Below are 17,539 nucleotides of genomic sequence, written 5' to 3'. Positions count from 1 at the left end.
CTATTAATGTCACTCTCAATGTTACTCTCCCTAGCTGTGGCCGCCCGGCGCTGGCCGGTCTTCCTTCTCAGTGTATTTTTTGCCCTATTTGCTTTTAGTGGTTCTGCCTTGGCCGCACCGGCCGAGACCATGGACCTGACCAACCATCCGGTGGGTTACATCGCCATTCTGCTGTTTGTAATCGCCTATATTTTCGTGATGATGGAAGAAAAGTTGCACCTGCGAAAATCCAAGCCGGTGCTGATAGCCGCGGGTTTGATCTGGTTTGCGGTAGCCGCGGTTTACGTGGCCAATGGTGATAACGAAAGCACCGCGGTGGCACTGCGCCACAACCTGCTGGAATTTTCCGAGCTGATGCTGTTTTTGTTGGTGGCGATGACCTACATAAACGCTATGGAGGAGCGGCAGCTGTTTGACGCCTTGCGGGCCTGGTTGGTTGGCAAAGGTTTCAGTTACCGGAGTCTGTTCTGGATTACCGGTGTGTTGGCATTTTGTATATCGCCGGTGGCCGATAACCTGACTACCGCGTTGCTGATGTGCGCGGTACTGCTAAAAGTGGGTGAGAACAGTCCGAAATTTATCAGCCTGGGCTGTATTAACATTGTGGTGGCGGCCAACGCCGGTGGTGCATTTTCGCCCTTTGGCGACATCACCACGCTGATGGTGTGGCAAAAGGGCGTGGTTAATTTCACCGAGTTTTTTGACCTGTTTATACCGGCGCTTATCAGCTTTATGGTACCGGCCATCATCATGAGTTTCTTTATTCCCAATGACACGCCCAACCCGGCGACGGAAGCGGTCATTATGAAGCGTGGTGCACGCCGCACCGTGGCGTTGTTTCTGTTGACCATTATCACCGCTGTTTGCGGCAGCAACTTCCTGCACTTGCCGCCGGTGGTGGGCATGATGATGGGTCTGGGATACCTCCAGATATTTGGTTATTATCTGGGCCGGACTTTCAAACGGCATGTGGAAAATGAACGCAAACGGGCTGAGGTGCACCAGGATTTCCGCCTGCTGAACCGCCTGGACAAGGCGCTGCCGTTTAACGTGTTCAACCCGATTGCCCGTGCTGAATGGGACACCCTGTTGTTCTTCTACGGTGTGGTGCTGGCGGTGGGTGGTCTTGGTTATATCGGTTACCTGAGCGAAATTTCCACGCTTATTTACACTGGCTGGAACCACACCCTGGCTAACGCTGCGGTGGGTATTTTATCGGCGGTGGTGGATAACATACCGGTGATGTTCGCGGTGCTGTCGATGAACCCGGATATGTCCCACGGCCAGTGGCTGCTGGTTACCCTGACAGCGGGTGTGGGCGGTTCGATGCTGTCTATTGGCTCGGCTGCCGGTGTGGCACTGATGGGCCAGGCCCGTGGCCACTACACCTTTATGAGTCACCTGCGCTGGACTCCGGCTATTGCCCTAGGCTACGTGCTGGCCATACTTTCCCACCTTTGGCTTAACGCCGGTCTGTTCTGAAACTCTGGCGCCCACCGAAATCTGATCGGAACCCCAGGCGCCAGCGTAGTCTCCCCAAACAAGCGCTATTCTTGCGGTGGTTGCTATATCGTGGCCGCCGCACCACGCCATAGTCCCAGGGAGTGTAAAAATGATGCAAATTTTGTGTTTCAGCCGTGTATGGGGCTGGAAACGACTGTGGATACTGCTACCGTTCTTTCTACTTGGCGGCTGTGCCGGCCCATCGTTGGATGATTATCAAGATCGCTCACCGGCGTTGGTGCCCGACCAATTCTTCGCTGGCAACCTGTCTGCCCGCGGTGTGGTCAAAGACTGGTCTGGCGCTGTTATTCGTACTTTTGACGCGGATATCACGGCATCATGGACCGAGCAGGGCGTGGGCACGTTAGACGAGGTGTTCCGCTTTGATGATGGCGAAGTACAAACCCGTGTATGGACCTTAACGCCAGACGGCGAGAGTTATCGCGCCGCCGGTGACGTCACCGAAGCCGGCACTATGCGCTGGTCGGGCAATGCCATACACATGAATTATATGCTTGAGGTGGCCAAAGGTGATTTGCTGTTACGCCTCGATGATCGCCAGGCCCAGGCCAAACGCCAATACGATCGCGCCCGCCAGTTAAGCTCCAGTAACAGCATCGCTATTGCCCAGATGGACGAGCTGCGCACCGCAGCCGACGTGCTTCAGGCACAGCGCGTAGCCGCCAGAGTAAATCTTGAAAACCACCGTATCAGCGCGCCGTTTGCCGGTGCGCTCATGGCGCTCTGGCTGACCGGCATCAGCCTGAATATTTACAGCCAGATTGGCATTATTATGCTGTTGGGGTTGATGGCGAAAAACGGCATTTTGATTGTCGAATTTGCCAATCAGCTGCGGGATCAGGGCTACTCGGTACGCGACGCCATTGTGGAAGGCTCCGTATTGCGCTTCCGCCCGGTACTGATGACCACCATCTCTACGGTGTTTGGTGCTGTTCCTCTGGTACTGGCCACCGGCGCCGAAAGCCGTGCCGCCATTGGCGTGGTTATACTGGGCGGGCTGGTGTTCGCCACCAGCATGACGCTGTTCATTGTGCCGGTGCTGTACAATCTGCTGGCGCGCTTTGCCAGCTCTGCCAACACCGTTGAGCGAAAGTTGGAAGCGCTCAGTGAGCAGTCCTGATACCAGTACGAATAGCAGTTCGAGCCAATTTCAGCTATTGCGCCAGCGGCGATTTTTGCCGTTTTACCTGACCCAGTTCAGCGGCGCTTTCAACGACAACCTTTACAAAAACGCGCTCTTGCTGCTGATCACCTTTACCACCGTAGGCTGGGCCGGCCTGCCGGTGGACCTGGTGGTTAATCTGGCGGCGTTTTTGTTCATTGTGCCTTATTTTCTGTTTTCCGGGCTGGCCGGCCAGTTGGCTGACCGCCACGAAAAAGCCCGCATTATTCGCTGGGTGAAAGCCTCAGAAATCGTCATCATGACCTTGGCTGCGTTAGCGCTGTGGCAAGGTTGGTACGGCGTATTGCTGTGTCTGCTGTTCTTGATGGGCACTCAGTCTGCTTTTTTTGGCCCGGTCAAATATTCCATTTTGCCCCAGGTGCTGGAACCCAGCGAGCTGGTAGGCGGTAATGGTCTGGTGAGCGGCGGCACATTCTTGGCTATACTGCTGGGCACCATTGCCGCTGGCGTACTGGCCAGTTTCCCCCTGGCAACCCCGCTGATAGCCTTTGCTGTGGTTATTATGGCGCTATTGGGCTACCTGAGTGCGCGCCAAATACCCGCTACGGCCGCGCCGGAATTACCAAAATCAATGAGCCCCATGCGCTGGCAGCCCCTGCGGGAAAGTTGGCGTCTGATGGCGGTGGCCGCCGAACAGCGCCCGGTGTTGCTGGCGATATTGGCCATCTCCTGGTTCTGGTTTTTGGGCGCAGCCTATCTAACCCAGTTCCCCAATTTTGCCCGGCTGTATCTGCAGGGCGATGAAACCGTTGTTACCTTGTTGCTGTCACTGTTTATTGTCGGAATTGCCAGTGGTTCGGTGTTGTGTGAGCGGCTAACCCACCACAGTGTCAGCCTGGCGCCCGTGCCCTGGGGCACCTTGGGTTTAACCTTACCGGGTATCGATCTTTTTTTTGCACTGCCGGCCAGCGCCGTGCCAACCACCTGGTGGTTGTTACTGAGCCAACCTGAATACTGGAGGCTGCTGGTCGATCTGGTGTTGATCGGCGCCGCCGGCGGGCTCTTTATTGTGCCTTTGTACGCTTATATTCAGAGTGCCACCGAGGCCCATAAACGCGCCCGCATTATCGCCGCGCTGAACGTCATCAATTCGTTGTTTATGCTGGTCAGTGCGCTGGCGGGTATGCTTCTGCTGGGAATTGCCGGTTTGAGTATTCCATTGTTTTTGTTGATCTTGTCTGTGGTGAATCTGTTGGTGCTGCCGCTGGTGTTACGGATTCGCCGCTACAAAGAGCAGGAATCAACCGTCAACCATGTGGATAAATAAGTGAACAAGCTGAGGGCAGCAATTGAAATTTTTTTTTAAAAGATATACAAAACAGATTGTTATGCTGTTAATAAGGGCAATAAACAAATGCGTCGATCTGTGGATAACTTTATAGTGACGGACTTGAAAAAGGTCTGGCAAGCGGTTGAAATTTAGCCAATTTCACAGCCATTTCCGAGGCCGTTGACGAATTTTGCTAAGGGTTGCCTTAACTGGTTAAAATTTGCACATCCCGACTGCAATTTAGCAGCCGAGGCGTTATACTCGCCGCCTTGTTTTTACTTGATTCTGTTCCCGTTGTTTGAGGTGATTTGTGGATTTTCCGACCCGTTTCGATGTCATTGTTATTGGTGGTGGCCATTCGGGCACCGAAGCCGCGTTGGCAGCGGCGCGTATGGGTTCACACACCCTGTTGCTGACCCACAACATTGAAACTCTGGGGCAGATGTCCTGCAACCCGGCCATTGGCGGTATTGGCAAAAGCCATCTGGTAAAAGAAATTGACGCGTTAGGCGGAGCCATGGCCCATGCCACGGACAGGGCCGGCATCCAGTTTCGCGTGTTGAATGGCCGCAAGGGTCCCGCCGTGCGCGCTACCCGCGCCCAGACCGACCGCATTCTGTACAAAGCGGCTATCCGCGAAATACTGGAAAACCAGCCTAATTTGACTCTGTTCCAGCAGTCCGCCGATGATCTGATTGTGGAGAACGAGCGGGTAACCGGCGTAATCACCCAGACCGGCATCCGTTTCCTGGGAAAAACAGTGGTGCTGACCACCGGCACGTTTCTGGGCGGCGTAATACACATCGGCATGAAGAATCAGGCCGGTGGCCGTGCTGGCGATGCTCCGGCCAATGCGCTGGCCCAGCGCCTGCGGGAACTACCGTTTAACGTCGGCCGACTGAAAACCGGCACACCGCCGCGCATTGATGCCCGCAGCGTAGACTTTTCAGTGATGCAGCAACAATGGGGCGATGACCCATCGCCAGTTATGTCGTTTATGGGTTCCCGCGAGGAACACCCACGGCAGGTTTGCTGCCACATCACCCGTACCACCGAAGAAACCCACGACATTATTCGCAGCGGCTTTGACCGCTCACCGATGTTCACCGGCAAAATTGACGGTGTTGGCCCACGCTACTGCCCGTCTTTAGAAGACAAGGTAAGCCGGTTTGCCGACAAGAGCTCGCACCAGATTTTTGTCGAGCCTGAAGGCCTGACCACGCATGAGCTTTATCCCAACGGCATTTCCACCAGCTTGCCGTTTGATATCCAGGTTAGGGCAGTGCAGTCGATTCCGGGTTTTGAAAAGGCCCACATCATGCGCCCGGGCTACGCTATCGAATACGATTATCTGAACCCGCAGGATTTACGCCACACCCTGGAAACCAAGTTCATTCAGGGTCTGTATTTGGCCGGCCAGATTAACGGTACTACCGGTTACGAGGAAGCGGCAGCCCAGGGCTTGCTTGCGGGCATTAACGCTGCACGGCAGGCGCAGGAAAAAGACGCCTGGTATCCGCGCCGTGATGAGGCCTACATTGGTGTACTGGTGGATGACTTGATCACCATGGGTACTTCCGAGCCCTATCGCATGTTCACCAGCCGAGCCGAATACCGACTCATTTTGCGCGAAGACAACGCCGACCTGCGCCTGACCGACAGCGGCCGCGAACTGGGCCTGGTAGACGACGAGCGCTGGCGTAAATTCAACACCAAGCGCGAAGCCATAGGCACCGAGCGCAGTCGCCTGGAAGGCACGCGTGTGCATCCGAACACCGCGGCGGGTGAGCGTGCCAATCAGTATCTGAAGCAGCCTCTGAGCCGAGACCACACGTTGGCCGAGCTGCTGCGGCGCCCGGAAATAGTGTACGCTCACATTGCTGATATCGCGGAATATCGGGCCGATGACGCCGTAGTGGCTGACCAGGTTGAAATCGAGATTAAGTACGAAGGCTATATTTCGCGCCAGGCCGATGAGATTGAGCGCCTGCGCAAAAACGAGAACACCGCGCTGCCAGTCGATCTGGATTATGGCATAATTGGCGGATTATCCAACGAAATCAAGCAGAAGCTAGGAGCTGTGCGACCCGAAACCGTCGCCCAGGCGTCCCGAGTTCAAGGCGTTACACCGGCCGCCATAAGCCAGATTCTGGTGCATATGAAAAAGCGCGAATTGTTGCGCAAGCAGAGCGCGTAAATGGCACAGAATCCGGTATGGCAGCGCCAGCTTGACGAAGGCCTGGCGCAAATGGAGCTCAAGCTCGACGCCAGCCAACAGCGACAGTTGTTGGCATTTTTGGCGTTGCTGGCCAAATGGAACAAGGCTTTCAATCTGACCGCCGTGCGTGACGAGCGCGAGATGGTGTCGCGACAACTGCTGGACAGCCTCAGCATTGTGCCGTTTGTGACCACCTACCACTTGCTAGACGCCGGCGCTGGTGGCGGTTTGCCGGGAATTCCGCTGGCCATTGGCCTACCAGATACGCGCTTTACACTGCTGGACAGTAACGGTAAGAAAACCCGCTTCCTTAAGCAGTGTGTGCTGGAGTTGGGACTGCGCAACCTAGACGTTATTCACAATCGCGCCGAGGCGTACCAGCCCCGTGAGCTGTTTACCCAGATCAGCAGCCGTGGGTTTGCCGCGCTGGACAACCAGGTGAACTGGTGCGACCACCTGCTAGCAGGTAACGGTGAGTTTATTGCCATGAAAGGCCAGTATCCCGCTGATGAAGTGGCTGCCCTTGGCCGTGGCTGGCAGGTAAACTCTAGCCATAGGCTGGCAGTACCCGGCGTAGAGGGCGAACGTAATGTGCTAATTATTGGCCGCAACGGACACCCACACTGAGGAATTCAGCAGCGCTGATCCTTTAACCGACAACCCATTCCGGCACAGGAGGCAAGCGATGGCGCGCGTGATTGCGGTGACCAATCAAAAAGGCGGTGTGGGTAAAACCACCACCTGCGTCAACCTTGCCGCATCTCTGGCAGCGACCAAACGCCGGGTGCTACTGGTAGACATGGACCCCCAGGGCAATGCCACCATGGGCAGCGGCATTGATAAAAACGGCCTGCAACTCTCTGGTTATGATTTGCTCACCAAGCGCGCTAGCGCCAGTGAGATCATCATTTACAACGAGATGGGCGATTATGACATTATGCCGGGTAACGGTGATTTGACGGCAGCTGAAGTGGAGCTGATGATGGAAATTGGCCGCGAGCATCGTCTGCGTCAAGCTCTGAACCCGCTTCGTGACAACTACGATTACGTGCTGATTGATTGCCCCCCATCGCTGAACCTGCTGACGGTGAATGCGCTGTCGTTCGCCGATTCCATTCTGATTCCGATGCAATGTGAGTATTACGCGTTGGAAGGCCTGGCAGCGCTCATGAACACGGTGCAGCAGATTCAGGAAACGGTAAACCCCAATCTGCAGGTTGAGGGCATTCTGCGCACCATGTACGACCCCCGCAGCAGTTTGACGCGGGATGTGTCTGGCCAGCTCACCGAATTTTTTGGCGATAAAGTGTACCGCGTCGTCATTCCCCGTAACGTGCGCCTGGCGGAAGCACCCAGCCACGGCATGCCTGCCTTGAAGTACGACAAAGCCTCGAAAGGCGCTATTGCCTATCTGGCTCTGGCGGGTGAAATGGTTCGCCGGTACGGAGCAAAGAAAGCATCTAACGCGGTTGCCGTGTAAGATGCCGCCAACGCAAAACCCAATTTGATGGACATTAACGGAAACATTGGCTGACACCATGGCGGCGAAAAAACGAGGACTTGGGGAACGCGGGCTAGGAGCCCTATTAGCAAATTCCCGCGTAAATCTGGAGCAGACACCGGCCAGCCAAGACGGCGAGCTGCGGGATATTGCTTTGGATTTGATTCAGCGTGGCCGCTATCAGCCGCGCCGCGACATGGACCCGGCAGCCTTGCAAGAGCTGGCCGACTCCATCCGCCAACAAGGCGTGATGCAGCCCGTTGTGGTACGCCCTCTGGCCGCCGAACACTTTGAACTGATCGCTGGTGAGCGCCGTTGGCGCGCCGCCCAGATGGCCGGCCTGGAGTCGATACCGGCTATTATTCGGGACGTATCAGACGAAGCGGCCATCGCTATGGCCCTGATCGAGAACATTCAGCGCGAAAACCTGAACCCCATCGAGGAAGCGTTTGCCCTGCAACGTTTACAGGACGAGTTCGGGCTGACTCAGGCTCAAGTGGCCGAAGCGGTCGGCAAGTCACGTACCACCATCACCAACTTGCTGCGCCTGATTGGCTTGACTGAAGATGTGCGGCTGATGCTGGAACACGGCGATCTTGAAATGGGCCATGGCCGCGCCATGCTGACTCTGGCGCCAGAGCAGCAAATGCAGGTGGCCCGGCAGGTAGTGGCACGTTCACTATCGGTGCGCCAAACCGAAGCTCTAGTGCGCCAGCTGCAGCAGGAGAAACCCGACAGCGGCAAAGCGGCCAAGCCCAGGGTGGACGCAAATATCCGGGCCCTGCAGGACGATCTGGCCGAGCGTCTGGGCGCTCGGGTGGCGATTAATCACAGCCAGCGTGGCAAAGGCAAGCTGGTGATTGAGTACAGTTCACTTGATGAGCTTGATGGAATTTTGGGTCACATCCGTTAAATCGTTGGATTTTCTTGAACTTTCGAGTCCCCTCCAAAAGTTTGCTGCCGCTGTGATGCACAATATGTAGTGGTGAAAAATTGAGAGAATGCCTATTTGTGTCGAATAAGAGCCAGACCCAGTTATACTGAAGTTTCACGCGGTTCGGGTTCTGTTGATTCATGCACATTGAACATATACAATCTGCGGCGCTAATGTCAGTGTGCCGGCTAATTTTTCAGGCGGCATCGGTTAAAAGCACTGAATTCTAGGACAAACATGGCCAAACCAGCTCCGGGTGGCATTCAACGCCCGCCCATCGAACGATGGTTTGCAGTAGAAAGTGTGGTACTTGTCCTGGTTAGCCTGGCGTTTTTGTTGCGTGGTCAGGTTTCCGGTTATTCAGCGCTTCTGGGCGGTCTCATTTTTCTGCTGCCCCACGGTTATTTTGCGCTTAAGGCATTCCGCTACTCCGGTGCGCGGTCTGCCAAAAAGATCATGAGCTCTTTTTATCAGGGTGAGTCCGGAAAACTCATTCTGTGCGCCATCTCGTTTACGGTGGTGTTTAAATGGATTCAGCCGCTTGACGTAGCGGCACTTTTTTTAACATTTGCGATCATGCTGGTCGCCAACTGGTTCACGCCGTTTTTGGTAAACAGCACGCAGCGACGCTAACAGGACCTGAGAGAACGATATGGCAGGCAAAACCGCATCCGAGTATATCCAGCATCACCTCCAGAACCTGACCTATGGGCAGCTGCCGGTAGATTATGAACGTTTTGACGGTACTGTGCTTTCTGAAACATCCTGGACCATTGCACAAACATCCAAAGAAGCTGCCGATATGGGCTTCTGGGCGATTCACGTAGATACCATGGCCTGGGCCATCGGTCTTGGCGCATTGTTCCTGTTTGTGTTCCGTCTTGCCGCCAAGCGGGCAACCTCCGGGGTTCCCGGTGGCCTCCAGAACTTCGTCGAAGTGATGGTCGAGTTTGTTGATACCAGCGTTAAAGAAACGTTTCACGGAAAAAATGCCGTTATTGCACCGTTGGCACTGACTATTTTCTGTTGGGTTTTCTTGATGAACCTGATGGATCTGATACCGGTTGATTTCATTACGCATCTGTTTACTCTCGCAGGTTTCCCGTTCATGAAGATCGTTCCGACTACGGACATCAACGTGAGCCTGGGCATGGCGCTGTCAGTATTCGTGCTGATTATCTATTACAGCATCAAGATCAAAGGTGTGAGCGGCTTCGTGGGCGAACTTACGCTGCACCCGTTCTCATCTGACAATCTCTTCCTGAAGCTTGTGCTAATTCCGATCAACCTGCTTCTGGAAGGTGTCAGCCTGCTGGCCAAGCCAGTTTCACTGGCGCTGCGTCTGTTTGGTAACCTCTACGCAGGCGAGCTGATCTTTATCCTGATTGCCCTGCTGCCGTTCTGGGCGCAGTGGGCATTGTCTGTTCCCTGGGCCATCTTCCACATACTGATCATCACGTTGCAGGCCTTCATCTTTATGATGCTGACCATCGTGTACCTCAGTATGGCGCACGAAGACAGTCACTGATTTTGTATTGAAAACGTAGTTCTAAACCCTTAACCCTTAACCCTTAAACTGAAAAACTAAACTGAAAACTGGGAGTTATCATGGAAACTGTAGTTGGAATGACCGCGATTGCTGTTGCATTGCTGATCGGCCTGGGCGCACTGGGCACCGCTATCGGCTTTGGTATTCTGGGTGGCAAGTTCCTGGAAGGCGCCGCGCGCCAGCCGGAAATGACCCCGATGCTGCAGGTCAAAATGTTTATCGTTGCAGGTCTGCTGGATGCTGTAACCATGATCGGTGTTGGTATTGCACTGTTCTTCACCTTCGCCAACCCGTTTGTTGGCCAGCTTGCCGGTTAATCGAATCGCCACCGGAATGTTCTGGAAAGGTGTTTTCTTACATAACAGGCGAGAGGTGAAGACGTGAACATTAATTTGACGATTCTTGGTCAAGCCATCGCGTTCTTTATCTTTGTTGTTTTCTGCATGAAGTTGGTCTGGCCTCCGGTCATTGCCGCTTTGCAGGAACGACAAAAGAAGATCGCTGACGGACTTGCTGCTTCAGATCGTGCGGAACGTGACCTTGAACTGGCGCAGGAAAAGTCAGCTCAGGAACTGCGTGAAGCCAAGCAGCAGGCCGCCGGCCTTATTGAGCAGGCTAACAAGCGCGCTGCCCAGATTGTGGAAGCATCCAAGGGTGACGCCCGCAAAGAAGGTGAGAAGCTGATTGAGCAGGCCAAGGCCGAAATTGTACAAGAACTGAATCAGGCTCGTGAGGCGCTGCGGTCAGAAATTGGCGTCATAGCCATTGCGGGTGCCGAGAAGATTCTTGAAACCTCTGTCGATGCCTCCAAGCACAACGAAATGTTGGAAAAACTGGCGGCAGAACTTTAAACGACGAGGTTCATCATGGCAGAACTGAGAACGCTGGCCCGTCCTTACGCAAAGGCAGCATTTTCTGTAGCCCGGGAGCACGACCAGCTTGCTGAGTGGTACCGGGTACTGACGATCGCCGGACAGGTCACTGCGATTAAAGACATTCGACAGCTTCTCGCGAATCCGGGTCTGGAAGAGCAGAAGAAGGCAGACATGATTCTGGAGGTTGCTGAAGCCGGCGACTCAGATCAGGTACGCAACTTCTTTGCTGTGCTGGCTGAAAACGGCCGGCTCGCTCTTCTTACCGAGATTGCAGCTCTCTTCGACACGTACTGGGCTAATTTGAAGCGCACGGTTGATATCGAAGTGACCGCAGCCTTTGAACTGACGGACGAACAGCAAAACAAGCTCGCCCAGGCACTCTCGAAGAAGCTCGAGCGGCAAGTATCACTCGCAGCGTCATTAGACAAGTCACTGATTGGTGGTGTGATTATCCGCACTGGCGATATGGTGATTGACGCATCTGTACGCGGAAAGCTGACTAAACTGGCCGACGCTCTGGGCTCCTGATTTCAGCATAAGGTTTGAGGATATTGGCATGCAGCAACTGAATCCATCCGAGATCAGTGACATCATCAAGAAGAGAATCGAAAAACTCGATATCTCTTCTGAAGCAAAAAATGAAGGCACCATCCTGTCTGTAGCAGACGGTATTGTGCTTATCCACGGTCTGGCCGACGTTATGTCGGGCGAAATGATCGAATTCGCCAACGGCGAATTCGGCATCGCTCTGAACCTGGAGCGCGACTCTGTCGGCGCCGTAGTTCTGGGTGACTACGAAGATCTGGCCGAAGGCCAGAAAGTTCGTTGCACTGGGCGTATCCTGGAAGTTCCGGTTGGCCCGGAATTGATGGGCCGCGTTGTAGACGGTCTGGGCAATCCTATTGATGGCAAGGGCGAGCTGGGTACCACCCTGACCGATGCGGTTGAAAAGGTTGCACCGGGTGTTATCGAACGTCAGTCGGTTGACCAGCCTATTCAAACCGGTATGAAAGCGATCGACACCATGGTTCCGGTTGGCCGTGGCCAGCGCGAGCTGATCATCGGTGACCGCCAGATTGGTAAGACCGCTGTTGCCATCGACGCGATCATCAACCAGAAGAATTCCGGCATCAAATGCATCTACGTTGCCATCGGTCAGAAGCAGTCGTCGATCGCTGCGATTGTGCGCAAGCTGGAAGAGCACGGCGCGATGGATCATACCATTGTGGTGGCTGCAGGCGCGGCAGATCCGGCAGCCATGCAGTTTTTGGCACCGTATTCCGGCACCACCATGGGCGAATACTTTCGTGACCGTGGCGAAGACGCTCTGATTGTGTACGACGACCTGTCAAAGCAGGCTGTTGCTTACCGCCAGATCTCTCTGCTGTTGCGTCGTCCGCCAGGCCGTGAAGCCTATCCGGGTGATGTGTTCTATTTGCACTCCCGTCTGCTGGAGCGTGCCTCCCGTGTGAATGCGGACTACGTTGAAAAGTTCACCAACGGTGAAGTGAAAGGCAAGACCGGTTCTCTGACCGCGCTGCCGATCATTGAAACCCAGGCGGGTGACGTGTCGGCCTTCGTACCGACCAACGTAATTTCCATCACTGACGGCCAGATCTTCCTTGAGACCAACATGTTCAACTCCGGTATCCGTCCGGCCATGAATGCCGGTATTTCGGTATCACGGGTAGGTGGTGCCGCTCAAACCAAGATCATGAAGAAACTGGGCGGTAACATTCGTCTGGCTCTGGCTCAGTACCGTGAACTGGCAGCTTTTGCCCAGTTCGCCTCGGATCTCGACGAATCCACCCGTAAGCAGCTTGAGCACGGTCAGCGCGTCACCGAGCTGATGAAGCAGAACCAGTACAGCCCGATGTCTGTGGCTGAAATGGGCACCGTTCTGTACGCCGCCAACGAAGGCTTCCTTGATGACGTAGACGTTACCAAGGTGGTTGAGTTTGAAACCCAGTTGTTGGACTGGATGCGTGCAGAGCAAAAAGACCTGCTTGAGAAAATCGGTTCCGCTGGCAACTACAATGACGACGTTGCCGCTGGCCTGAAAGCTGCGCTGGAGAAATTCAAGACCACTCAAACCTGGTAACAGCGCCGGCCCGCTGCGGCGGGCCTGTGGTCCAAATGAGTGTCTAACTTGAAAGGGCAGTGACCTATGGCCATCGGAAAAGAAATACGTAATCAGATCGGCAGCATCAAGAGCACGCAAAAAATCACCAGCGCCATGGAAATGGTGGCGGCGAGTAAAATGCGCAAAGCTCAGGAACGCATGCGGGCGACTCGCCCTTATGCTGAAAAGATGCGCCAGGTAATTGGACACATTGCCAAGTCCAACAAAGATTATCGGCATCCGTTCATGCTTGAGCGTGAGGTGAAGCGTGTAGGCTACATCGTTATCTCCTCTGATCGCGGTTTGTGCGGCGGTTTGAACAGCAACGCGTTCAAACTGCTGGTGCGCGAAATGCGTGACTGGAAAAATATAGATGTTGCGATTGATCTCTGTGCAATCGGGCAGAAAGGCGCCTCATTTTTCCGCAGCTACGGCGGTAACGTGGTTGCGGCTCTTGCGCACATCGGTGACGCCCCCAGCGCGGAAGCTTTGATCGGTAACGTTAAGGTAATGCTGGATTCTTTCCGGGACGGCAAGATCGACCGGTTGTACCTGGTTAGCAACGAATTCGTCAATACCATGACGCAAATGCCGAAAGCACAGCAATTGCTGCCGCTGCCGCTGCCGGAAGGCAAAGAAGACGACATCGGTCACCAGTGGGATTACATCTACGAGCCGGATGCGCGCCCGATTCTGGACGCGCTACTGCCACGCTATATTGAGTCCCAGGTTTATCAGGGCGTGGTAGAAAATCTGGCCTGCGAACAGGCTGCCCGGATGATTGCCATGAAGAGTGCTACCGATAACGCCGGTGACATTATTAAAGACCTGCAGTTGGTATACAACAAAGCTCGTCAGGCAGCCATTACGCAAGAGATTTCGGAAATTGTGAGCGGCGCGGCATCGGTCTGATTCGCCACAATCCTACGGGTATTATTGACTATGAAGATAGCGAGGAACCGAGCATGAGTAGCGGACACATCGTTCAGATCATTGGCGCGGTTATCGACGTGGAATTTCCACGTGATGCCGTACCCGGCATTTACGACGCACTGTTGCTTGAAGGTGGCGACACAACTCTCGAAGTTCAGCAACAGCTGGGCGACGGCGTTGTACGTACCATCGCGATGGGCAGCACCGAGGGCCTGAAGCGCGGCCTGAAAGCAGAAAATACACACAAGCCGATTTCAGTACCTGTGGGCACCAAGACTCTTGGCCGCATCATGGACGTTCTGGGTCGTCCTATCGACGAACAGGGCCCGATTGGCGAAGAAGAGCGTTGGGCTATCCACCGCAAAGCACCCGGTTATGCTGATCAGGCTGCATCTGCAGACCTGCTGGAAACCGGCATCAAGGTTATCGATCTGATCTGCCCGTTTGCCAAGGGCGGCAAAGTGGGTCTGTTCGGCGGCGCCGGTGTAGGCAAGACCGTTAACATGATGGAGCTGATCAACAACATCGCTAAAGAGCACTCGGGTTTGTCCGTATTCGCCGGTGTTGGTGAGCGGACTCGTGAAGGTAACGACTTCTACTACGAAATGAAGGACTCTAACGTTCTTGATAAAGTAGCGATGGTCTATGGCCAGATGAACGAGCCCCCGGGAAACCGTCTTCGTGTTGCACTGACCGGCCTGACGATAGCCGAGAAGTTCCGTGACGAAGGTCGTGACGTACTGTTTTTCGTTGACAATATCTACCGTTACACCCTGGCCGGTACCGAAGTATCCGCACTGCTGGGCCGTATGCCCTCCGCAGTAGGTTATCAGCCGACGCTGGCCCAGGAAATGGGTGAGTTGCAGGAGCGTATTACCTCCACCAAAGACGGCTCTATTACGTCAATCCAGGCGGTCTATGTACCGGCGGATGACTTGACCGACCCGTCACCGGCCACCACCTTCTCCCACCTCGACGCCACCGTGGTACTGAGTCGTGACATCGCCTCCAAGGGTATCTACCCGGCGATCGACCCGCTTGATTCTACCTCGCGTCAGCTGGATCCGCTGGTGATTGGTGAGCAGCACTATACCGTTGCCCGTGGTGTACAGAACGTACTGCAGCGCTACAAGGAACTGAAAGACATTATCGCGATTCTGGGTATGGATGAGCTGTCAGAAGAAGACAAGCAGACCGTATCCCGCGCCCGGAAAATTGAGCGGTTTTTGTCTCAGCCGTTCCACGTTGCTGAAGTATTTACCGGTTCACCGGGCAAGTACGTGTCTTTGAAAGAGACTATCAGCAGCTTCGAAGGCATCCTCAATGGCGACTATGACGATATGCCTGAACAGGCGTTCTACATGGTCGGCACCATGGATGAAGCCGTCGAAAAAGCGAAGGCTATGAAATTGAAAGAAAGTAAGTAAATCTCTTTCAATTTCTGACCCAAGAGGTTTAGATAATGGCTATGACTGTACATTGCGACGTCGTAAGCGCTGAAAAGAAGATTTACTCCGGTCTGGTAGAGATGCTGATCGCTACTGGCTCCGAGGGTGAGTTGGGCATTCAGTTAGGCCATGCTCCGCTGCTGTCTGCGCTCAAACCGGGCGCTGTGCGGATCATCAAGCAAGGTGGTGAAGAAGAAATTCTGTATGTGTCCGGGGGCTACCTGGAAGTACAGCCGAATCTTGTCACCCTGATGGCCGACACCGCGGTGCGCGCGAAAGACGTCGACGAGGCCGCAGCATTGCAGGCCCAGAAAGACGCCGAAGCGACACTGGCGAATAAAACGGGCGAGTTCGAGTATTACCGTGCCGCGGCCGAGCTGGCAGAAGCCGCCGCTCAGCTACGCACATTGCAAAAACTGCGTAAGAACGTTCGTTAACAGCGTTCGGCAGGGCTCGCCCTGAACAAGCCGCATCCCGACGTGGGTAGCGGGTGTTGTGTCACCGTATTGGGTGAGTGCAATGCCGGCACCCATTGCAAGGATGCGGCTTTTTTATTATCTGCATCACTGTTAAACAGAGTCTGACCACAAAGGATGAGTTACCTCATGTTACCGCTGCACGTTGTTATTCTGGCCGCAGGCCAGGGCTCCCGGATGAAATCATCGCTGCCAAAGGTGCTGCACAAGGTTGCCGGGCGATCCATGCTGCACCACGTGATAGTGACTGCCAAAACCTTGGGCGCGGCGGGGATTCACGGGGTGATTGGTCATGGCGCCGAACAGGTCAAAGCCGCCTCTGCGGGCCATAACGTCAGCTGGGTCATGCAGGAGCAATGCCTGGGCACCGGTCATGCCGTTGCCCAGGCATTGCCAGACTTACCGGATGATGCGCGGGTGCTCGTACTTTATGGCGATGTACCGCTGACCACGGCGGACACGCTGCAAGGCCTGGTTCAGAACCTGGATGAAAAAACCCTCGGGTTGCTAACGGTCACTCTGGATAACCCCCAGGGCTACGGCCGTATTCTGCGCAACAGTGCAGGCCAGGTAACAGCCATCGTGGAACAAAAAGACGCCAGTGCGGAACAGCTGGCGATTTGCGAAGTGAACACCGGCATCCTTGCCGTCAGTGCTCGCCATCTGAAAACCTGGTTGCCACAGCTTTCCAGTAGCAACGCCCAAGGTGAATACTACCTGACCGATATCATCGCCATGGCGGTGGAGGCAGGTATGACGGTCAGCGTTGCTCAACCGAGCAATGCGTTTGAAGTACAAGGCGTGAACAACCGTGTGCAGTTGGCTGAGCTTGAGCGCTGGTATCAAAACCGCGAAGCCGAACGCCTGATGACAGAAGGAGCCACCTTGGCGGACCCGGCGCGGGTAGACGTGCGTGGTGAACTTAGCATTGGTAACGACGTGCTGATTGATGTCAACGTGGTGTTTATTGGTAAGGTGACCCTGGGTAGCCATGTGTCTATTGGCCCCGGCTGTGTGATCACCGATGCGACCATAGCTGACGGCGCGCAGATTCACGCTCACAGCGTGATCGAGCAAGCCAGCGTGGGTGAAAATGCCCAAGTTGGACCCTTTGCGCGCTTGCGGCCGGGTACACAGTTAGCGGCCAACACCAAAGTGGGTAATTTTGTTGAGACCAAGAAAACCATCCTGGGTGAAGGCAGCAAAATTAACCACCTTAGCTACATCGGCGATGCTACGCTGGGTGCTGGCGTGAACGTGGGTGCCGGTACCATCACCTGCAACTATGATGGTGTGAACAAGTTCCAGACGGTGTTGGGCGATGGCGTGTTTATCGGTTCCAACAGTGCCTTGGTAGCACCGGTCACTATTGGCGCTGGTGCCACTGTTGGCGCAGGCTCGACCATCACCAACGATGTCGCAGAGCAAGAACTGGCGGTTGCCCGCGGGCGCCAGCGCAATATACCCGGCTGGGAACAGCCGAAAAAACACTGAGCACGATTGCTT

The 17,539-nt window shown here is 54.8% G+C and carries 16 protein-coding genes and 2 pseudogenes; all 18 read left to right on the top strand.

What is annotated here, in order from left to right; all coding sequences use genetic code 11:
• Positions 1–6 precede the first annotated feature (6 nt).
• The 18 genes and pseudogenes from nhaD to glmU all read left to right on the top strand — a co-directional run bounded on the left by nhaD (position 7) and on the right by glmU (position 17,527).
• A complete protein-coding gene (nhaD, locus tag A3OI_RS0105495; protein ID WP_228702901.1) occupies positions 7–1,482 on the top strand; it encodes a sodium:proton antiporter NhaD in 1,476 nt (491 codons plus the stop codon).
• Positions 1,483–1,612: 130 nt separating this feature from the next.
• A pseudogene (locus A3OI_RS19430) lies at positions 1,613–2,059 on the top strand (DUF3833 family protein); the annotation flags it as partial.
• Between the two features lie 153 nt (positions 2,060–2,212).
• A pseudogene (locus A3OI_RS21700) lies at positions 2,213–2,644 on the top strand (efflux RND transporter permease subunit); the annotation flags it as partial.
• Complete coding sequence (locus tag A3OI_RS0105485) at positions 2,631–3,974, top strand: MFS transporter (protein WP_018403308.1); 1,344 nt, start codon at positions 2,631–2,633, stop codon at positions 3,972–3,974. The pseudogene A3OI_RS21700 and the gene A3OI_RS0105485, both read left to right, overlap by 14 nt.
• Positions 3,975–4,287: 313 nt before the next feature.
• Positions 4,288–6,174 carry a tRNA uridine-5-carboxymethylaminomethyl(34) synthesis enzyme MnmG gene (mnmG, locus tag A3OI_RS0105480; protein WP_018403307.1) on the top strand — a complete coding sequence of 629 codons (1,887 nt, stop codon included), beginning with the start codon at positions 4,288–4,290 and terminating at the stop codon, positions 6,172–6,174.
• Positions 6,175–6,822, top strand: coding sequence for a 16S rRNA (guanine(527)-N(7))-methyltransferase RsmG (gene rsmG / locus A3OI_RS0105475; RefSeq protein WP_018403306.1), 648 nt, complete (start codon positions 6,175–6,177; stop codon positions 6,820–6,822).
• 58 nt (positions 6,823–6,880) lie between these two features.
• A complete protein-coding gene (locus tag A3OI_RS0105470) occupies positions 6,881–7,675 on the top strand; it encodes a ParA family protein (protein WP_018403305.1) in 795 nt (264 codons plus the stop codon).
• Between the two features lie 58 nt (positions 7,676–7,733).
• A complete protein-coding gene (locus A3OI_RS0105465; protein ID WP_018403304.1) occupies positions 7,734–8,609 on the top strand; it encodes a ParB/RepB/Spo0J family partition protein in 876 nt (291 codons plus the stop codon).
• 258 nt (positions 8,610–8,867) lie between these two features.
• On the top strand, positions 8,868–9,263 hold the full coding sequence (locus A3OI_RS0105460) for a F0F1 ATP synthase subunit I (RefSeq protein WP_018403303.1): 396 nt from the start codon (positions 8,868–8,870) through the stop codon (positions 9,261–9,263).
• Between the two features lie 19 nt (positions 9,264–9,282).
• On the top strand, positions 9,283–10,158 hold the full coding sequence (atpB, locus tag A3OI_RS0105455) for a F0F1 ATP synthase subunit A (protein WP_018403302.1): 876 nt from the start codon (positions 9,283–9,285) through the stop codon (positions 10,156–10,158).
• 80 nt (positions 10,159–10,238) lie between these two features.
• Positions 10,239–10,496 (top strand): F0F1 ATP synthase subunit C, encoded by a 258-nt coding sequence (gene atpE, locus A3OI_RS0105450; RefSeq protein ID WP_026224019.1) that lies wholly within the window; start codon positions 10,239–10,241, stop codon positions 10,494–10,496.
• A gap of 63 nt (positions 10,497–10,559) precedes the next feature.
• The gene (locus A3OI_RS0105445; protein ID WP_018403300.1) at positions 10,560–11,030 is read left to right on the top strand and encodes a F0F1 ATP synthase subunit B; all 471 of its coding nucleotides are present in this window, start codon (positions 10,560–10,562) and stop codon (positions 11,028–11,030) included.
• Between the two features lie 15 nt (positions 11,031–11,045).
• Positions 11,046–11,582 carry a F0F1 ATP synthase subunit delta gene (locus A3OI_RS0105440; RefSeq protein WP_018403299.1) on the top strand — a complete coding sequence of 179 codons (537 nt, stop codon included), beginning with the start codon at positions 11,046–11,048 and terminating at the stop codon, positions 11,580–11,582.
• Between the two features lie 28 nt (positions 11,583–11,610).
• Positions 11,611–13,155 (top strand): F0F1 ATP synthase subunit alpha, encoded by a 1,545-nt coding sequence (gene atpA, locus A3OI_RS0105435; protein ID WP_018403298.1) that lies wholly within the window; start codon positions 11,611–11,613, stop codon positions 13,153–13,155.
• A 66-nt stretch (positions 13,156–13,221) separates the two neighbouring features.
• Positions 13,222–14,088 (top strand): F0F1 ATP synthase subunit gamma, encoded by an 867-nt coding sequence (gene atpG, locus A3OI_RS0105430; RefSeq protein WP_018403297.1) that lies wholly within the window; start codon positions 13,222–13,224, stop codon positions 14,086–14,088.
• 53 nt (positions 14,089–14,141) lie between these two features.
• Positions 14,142–15,536, top strand: coding sequence for a F0F1 ATP synthase subunit beta (gene atpD, locus A3OI_RS0105425; protein ID WP_018403296.1), 1,395 nt, complete (start codon positions 14,142–14,144; stop codon positions 15,534–15,536).
• Positions 15,537–15,571: 35 nt separating this feature from the next.
• The gene (locus A3OI_RS0105420) at positions 15,572–15,994 is read left to right on the top strand and encodes a F0F1 ATP synthase subunit epsilon (RefSeq protein ID WP_007351284.1); all 423 of its coding nucleotides are present in this window, start codon (positions 15,572–15,574) and stop codon (positions 15,992–15,994) included.
• Between the two features lie 168 nt (positions 15,995–16,162).
• Positions 16,163–17,527 (top strand): bifunctional UDP-N-acetylglucosamine diphosphorylase/glucosamine-1-phosphate N-acetyltransferase GlmU, encoded by a 1,365-nt coding sequence (gene glmU / locus A3OI_RS0105415; protein ID WP_018403295.1) that lies wholly within the window; start codon positions 16,163–16,165, stop codon positions 17,525–17,527.
• Positions 17,528–17,539: the final 12 nt, after the last annotated feature.

The organism is Marinobacter gelidimuriae, from assembly GCF_000372805.1.
Lineage (GTDB): Bacteria > Pseudomonadota > Gammaproteobacteria > Pseudomonadales > Oleiphilaceae > Marinobacter > Marinobacter gelidimuriae.
The sequence above is the reverse complement of the archived record's forward strand: the minus strand, read 5'-3'. Positions and strand labels throughout refer to the sequence as shown.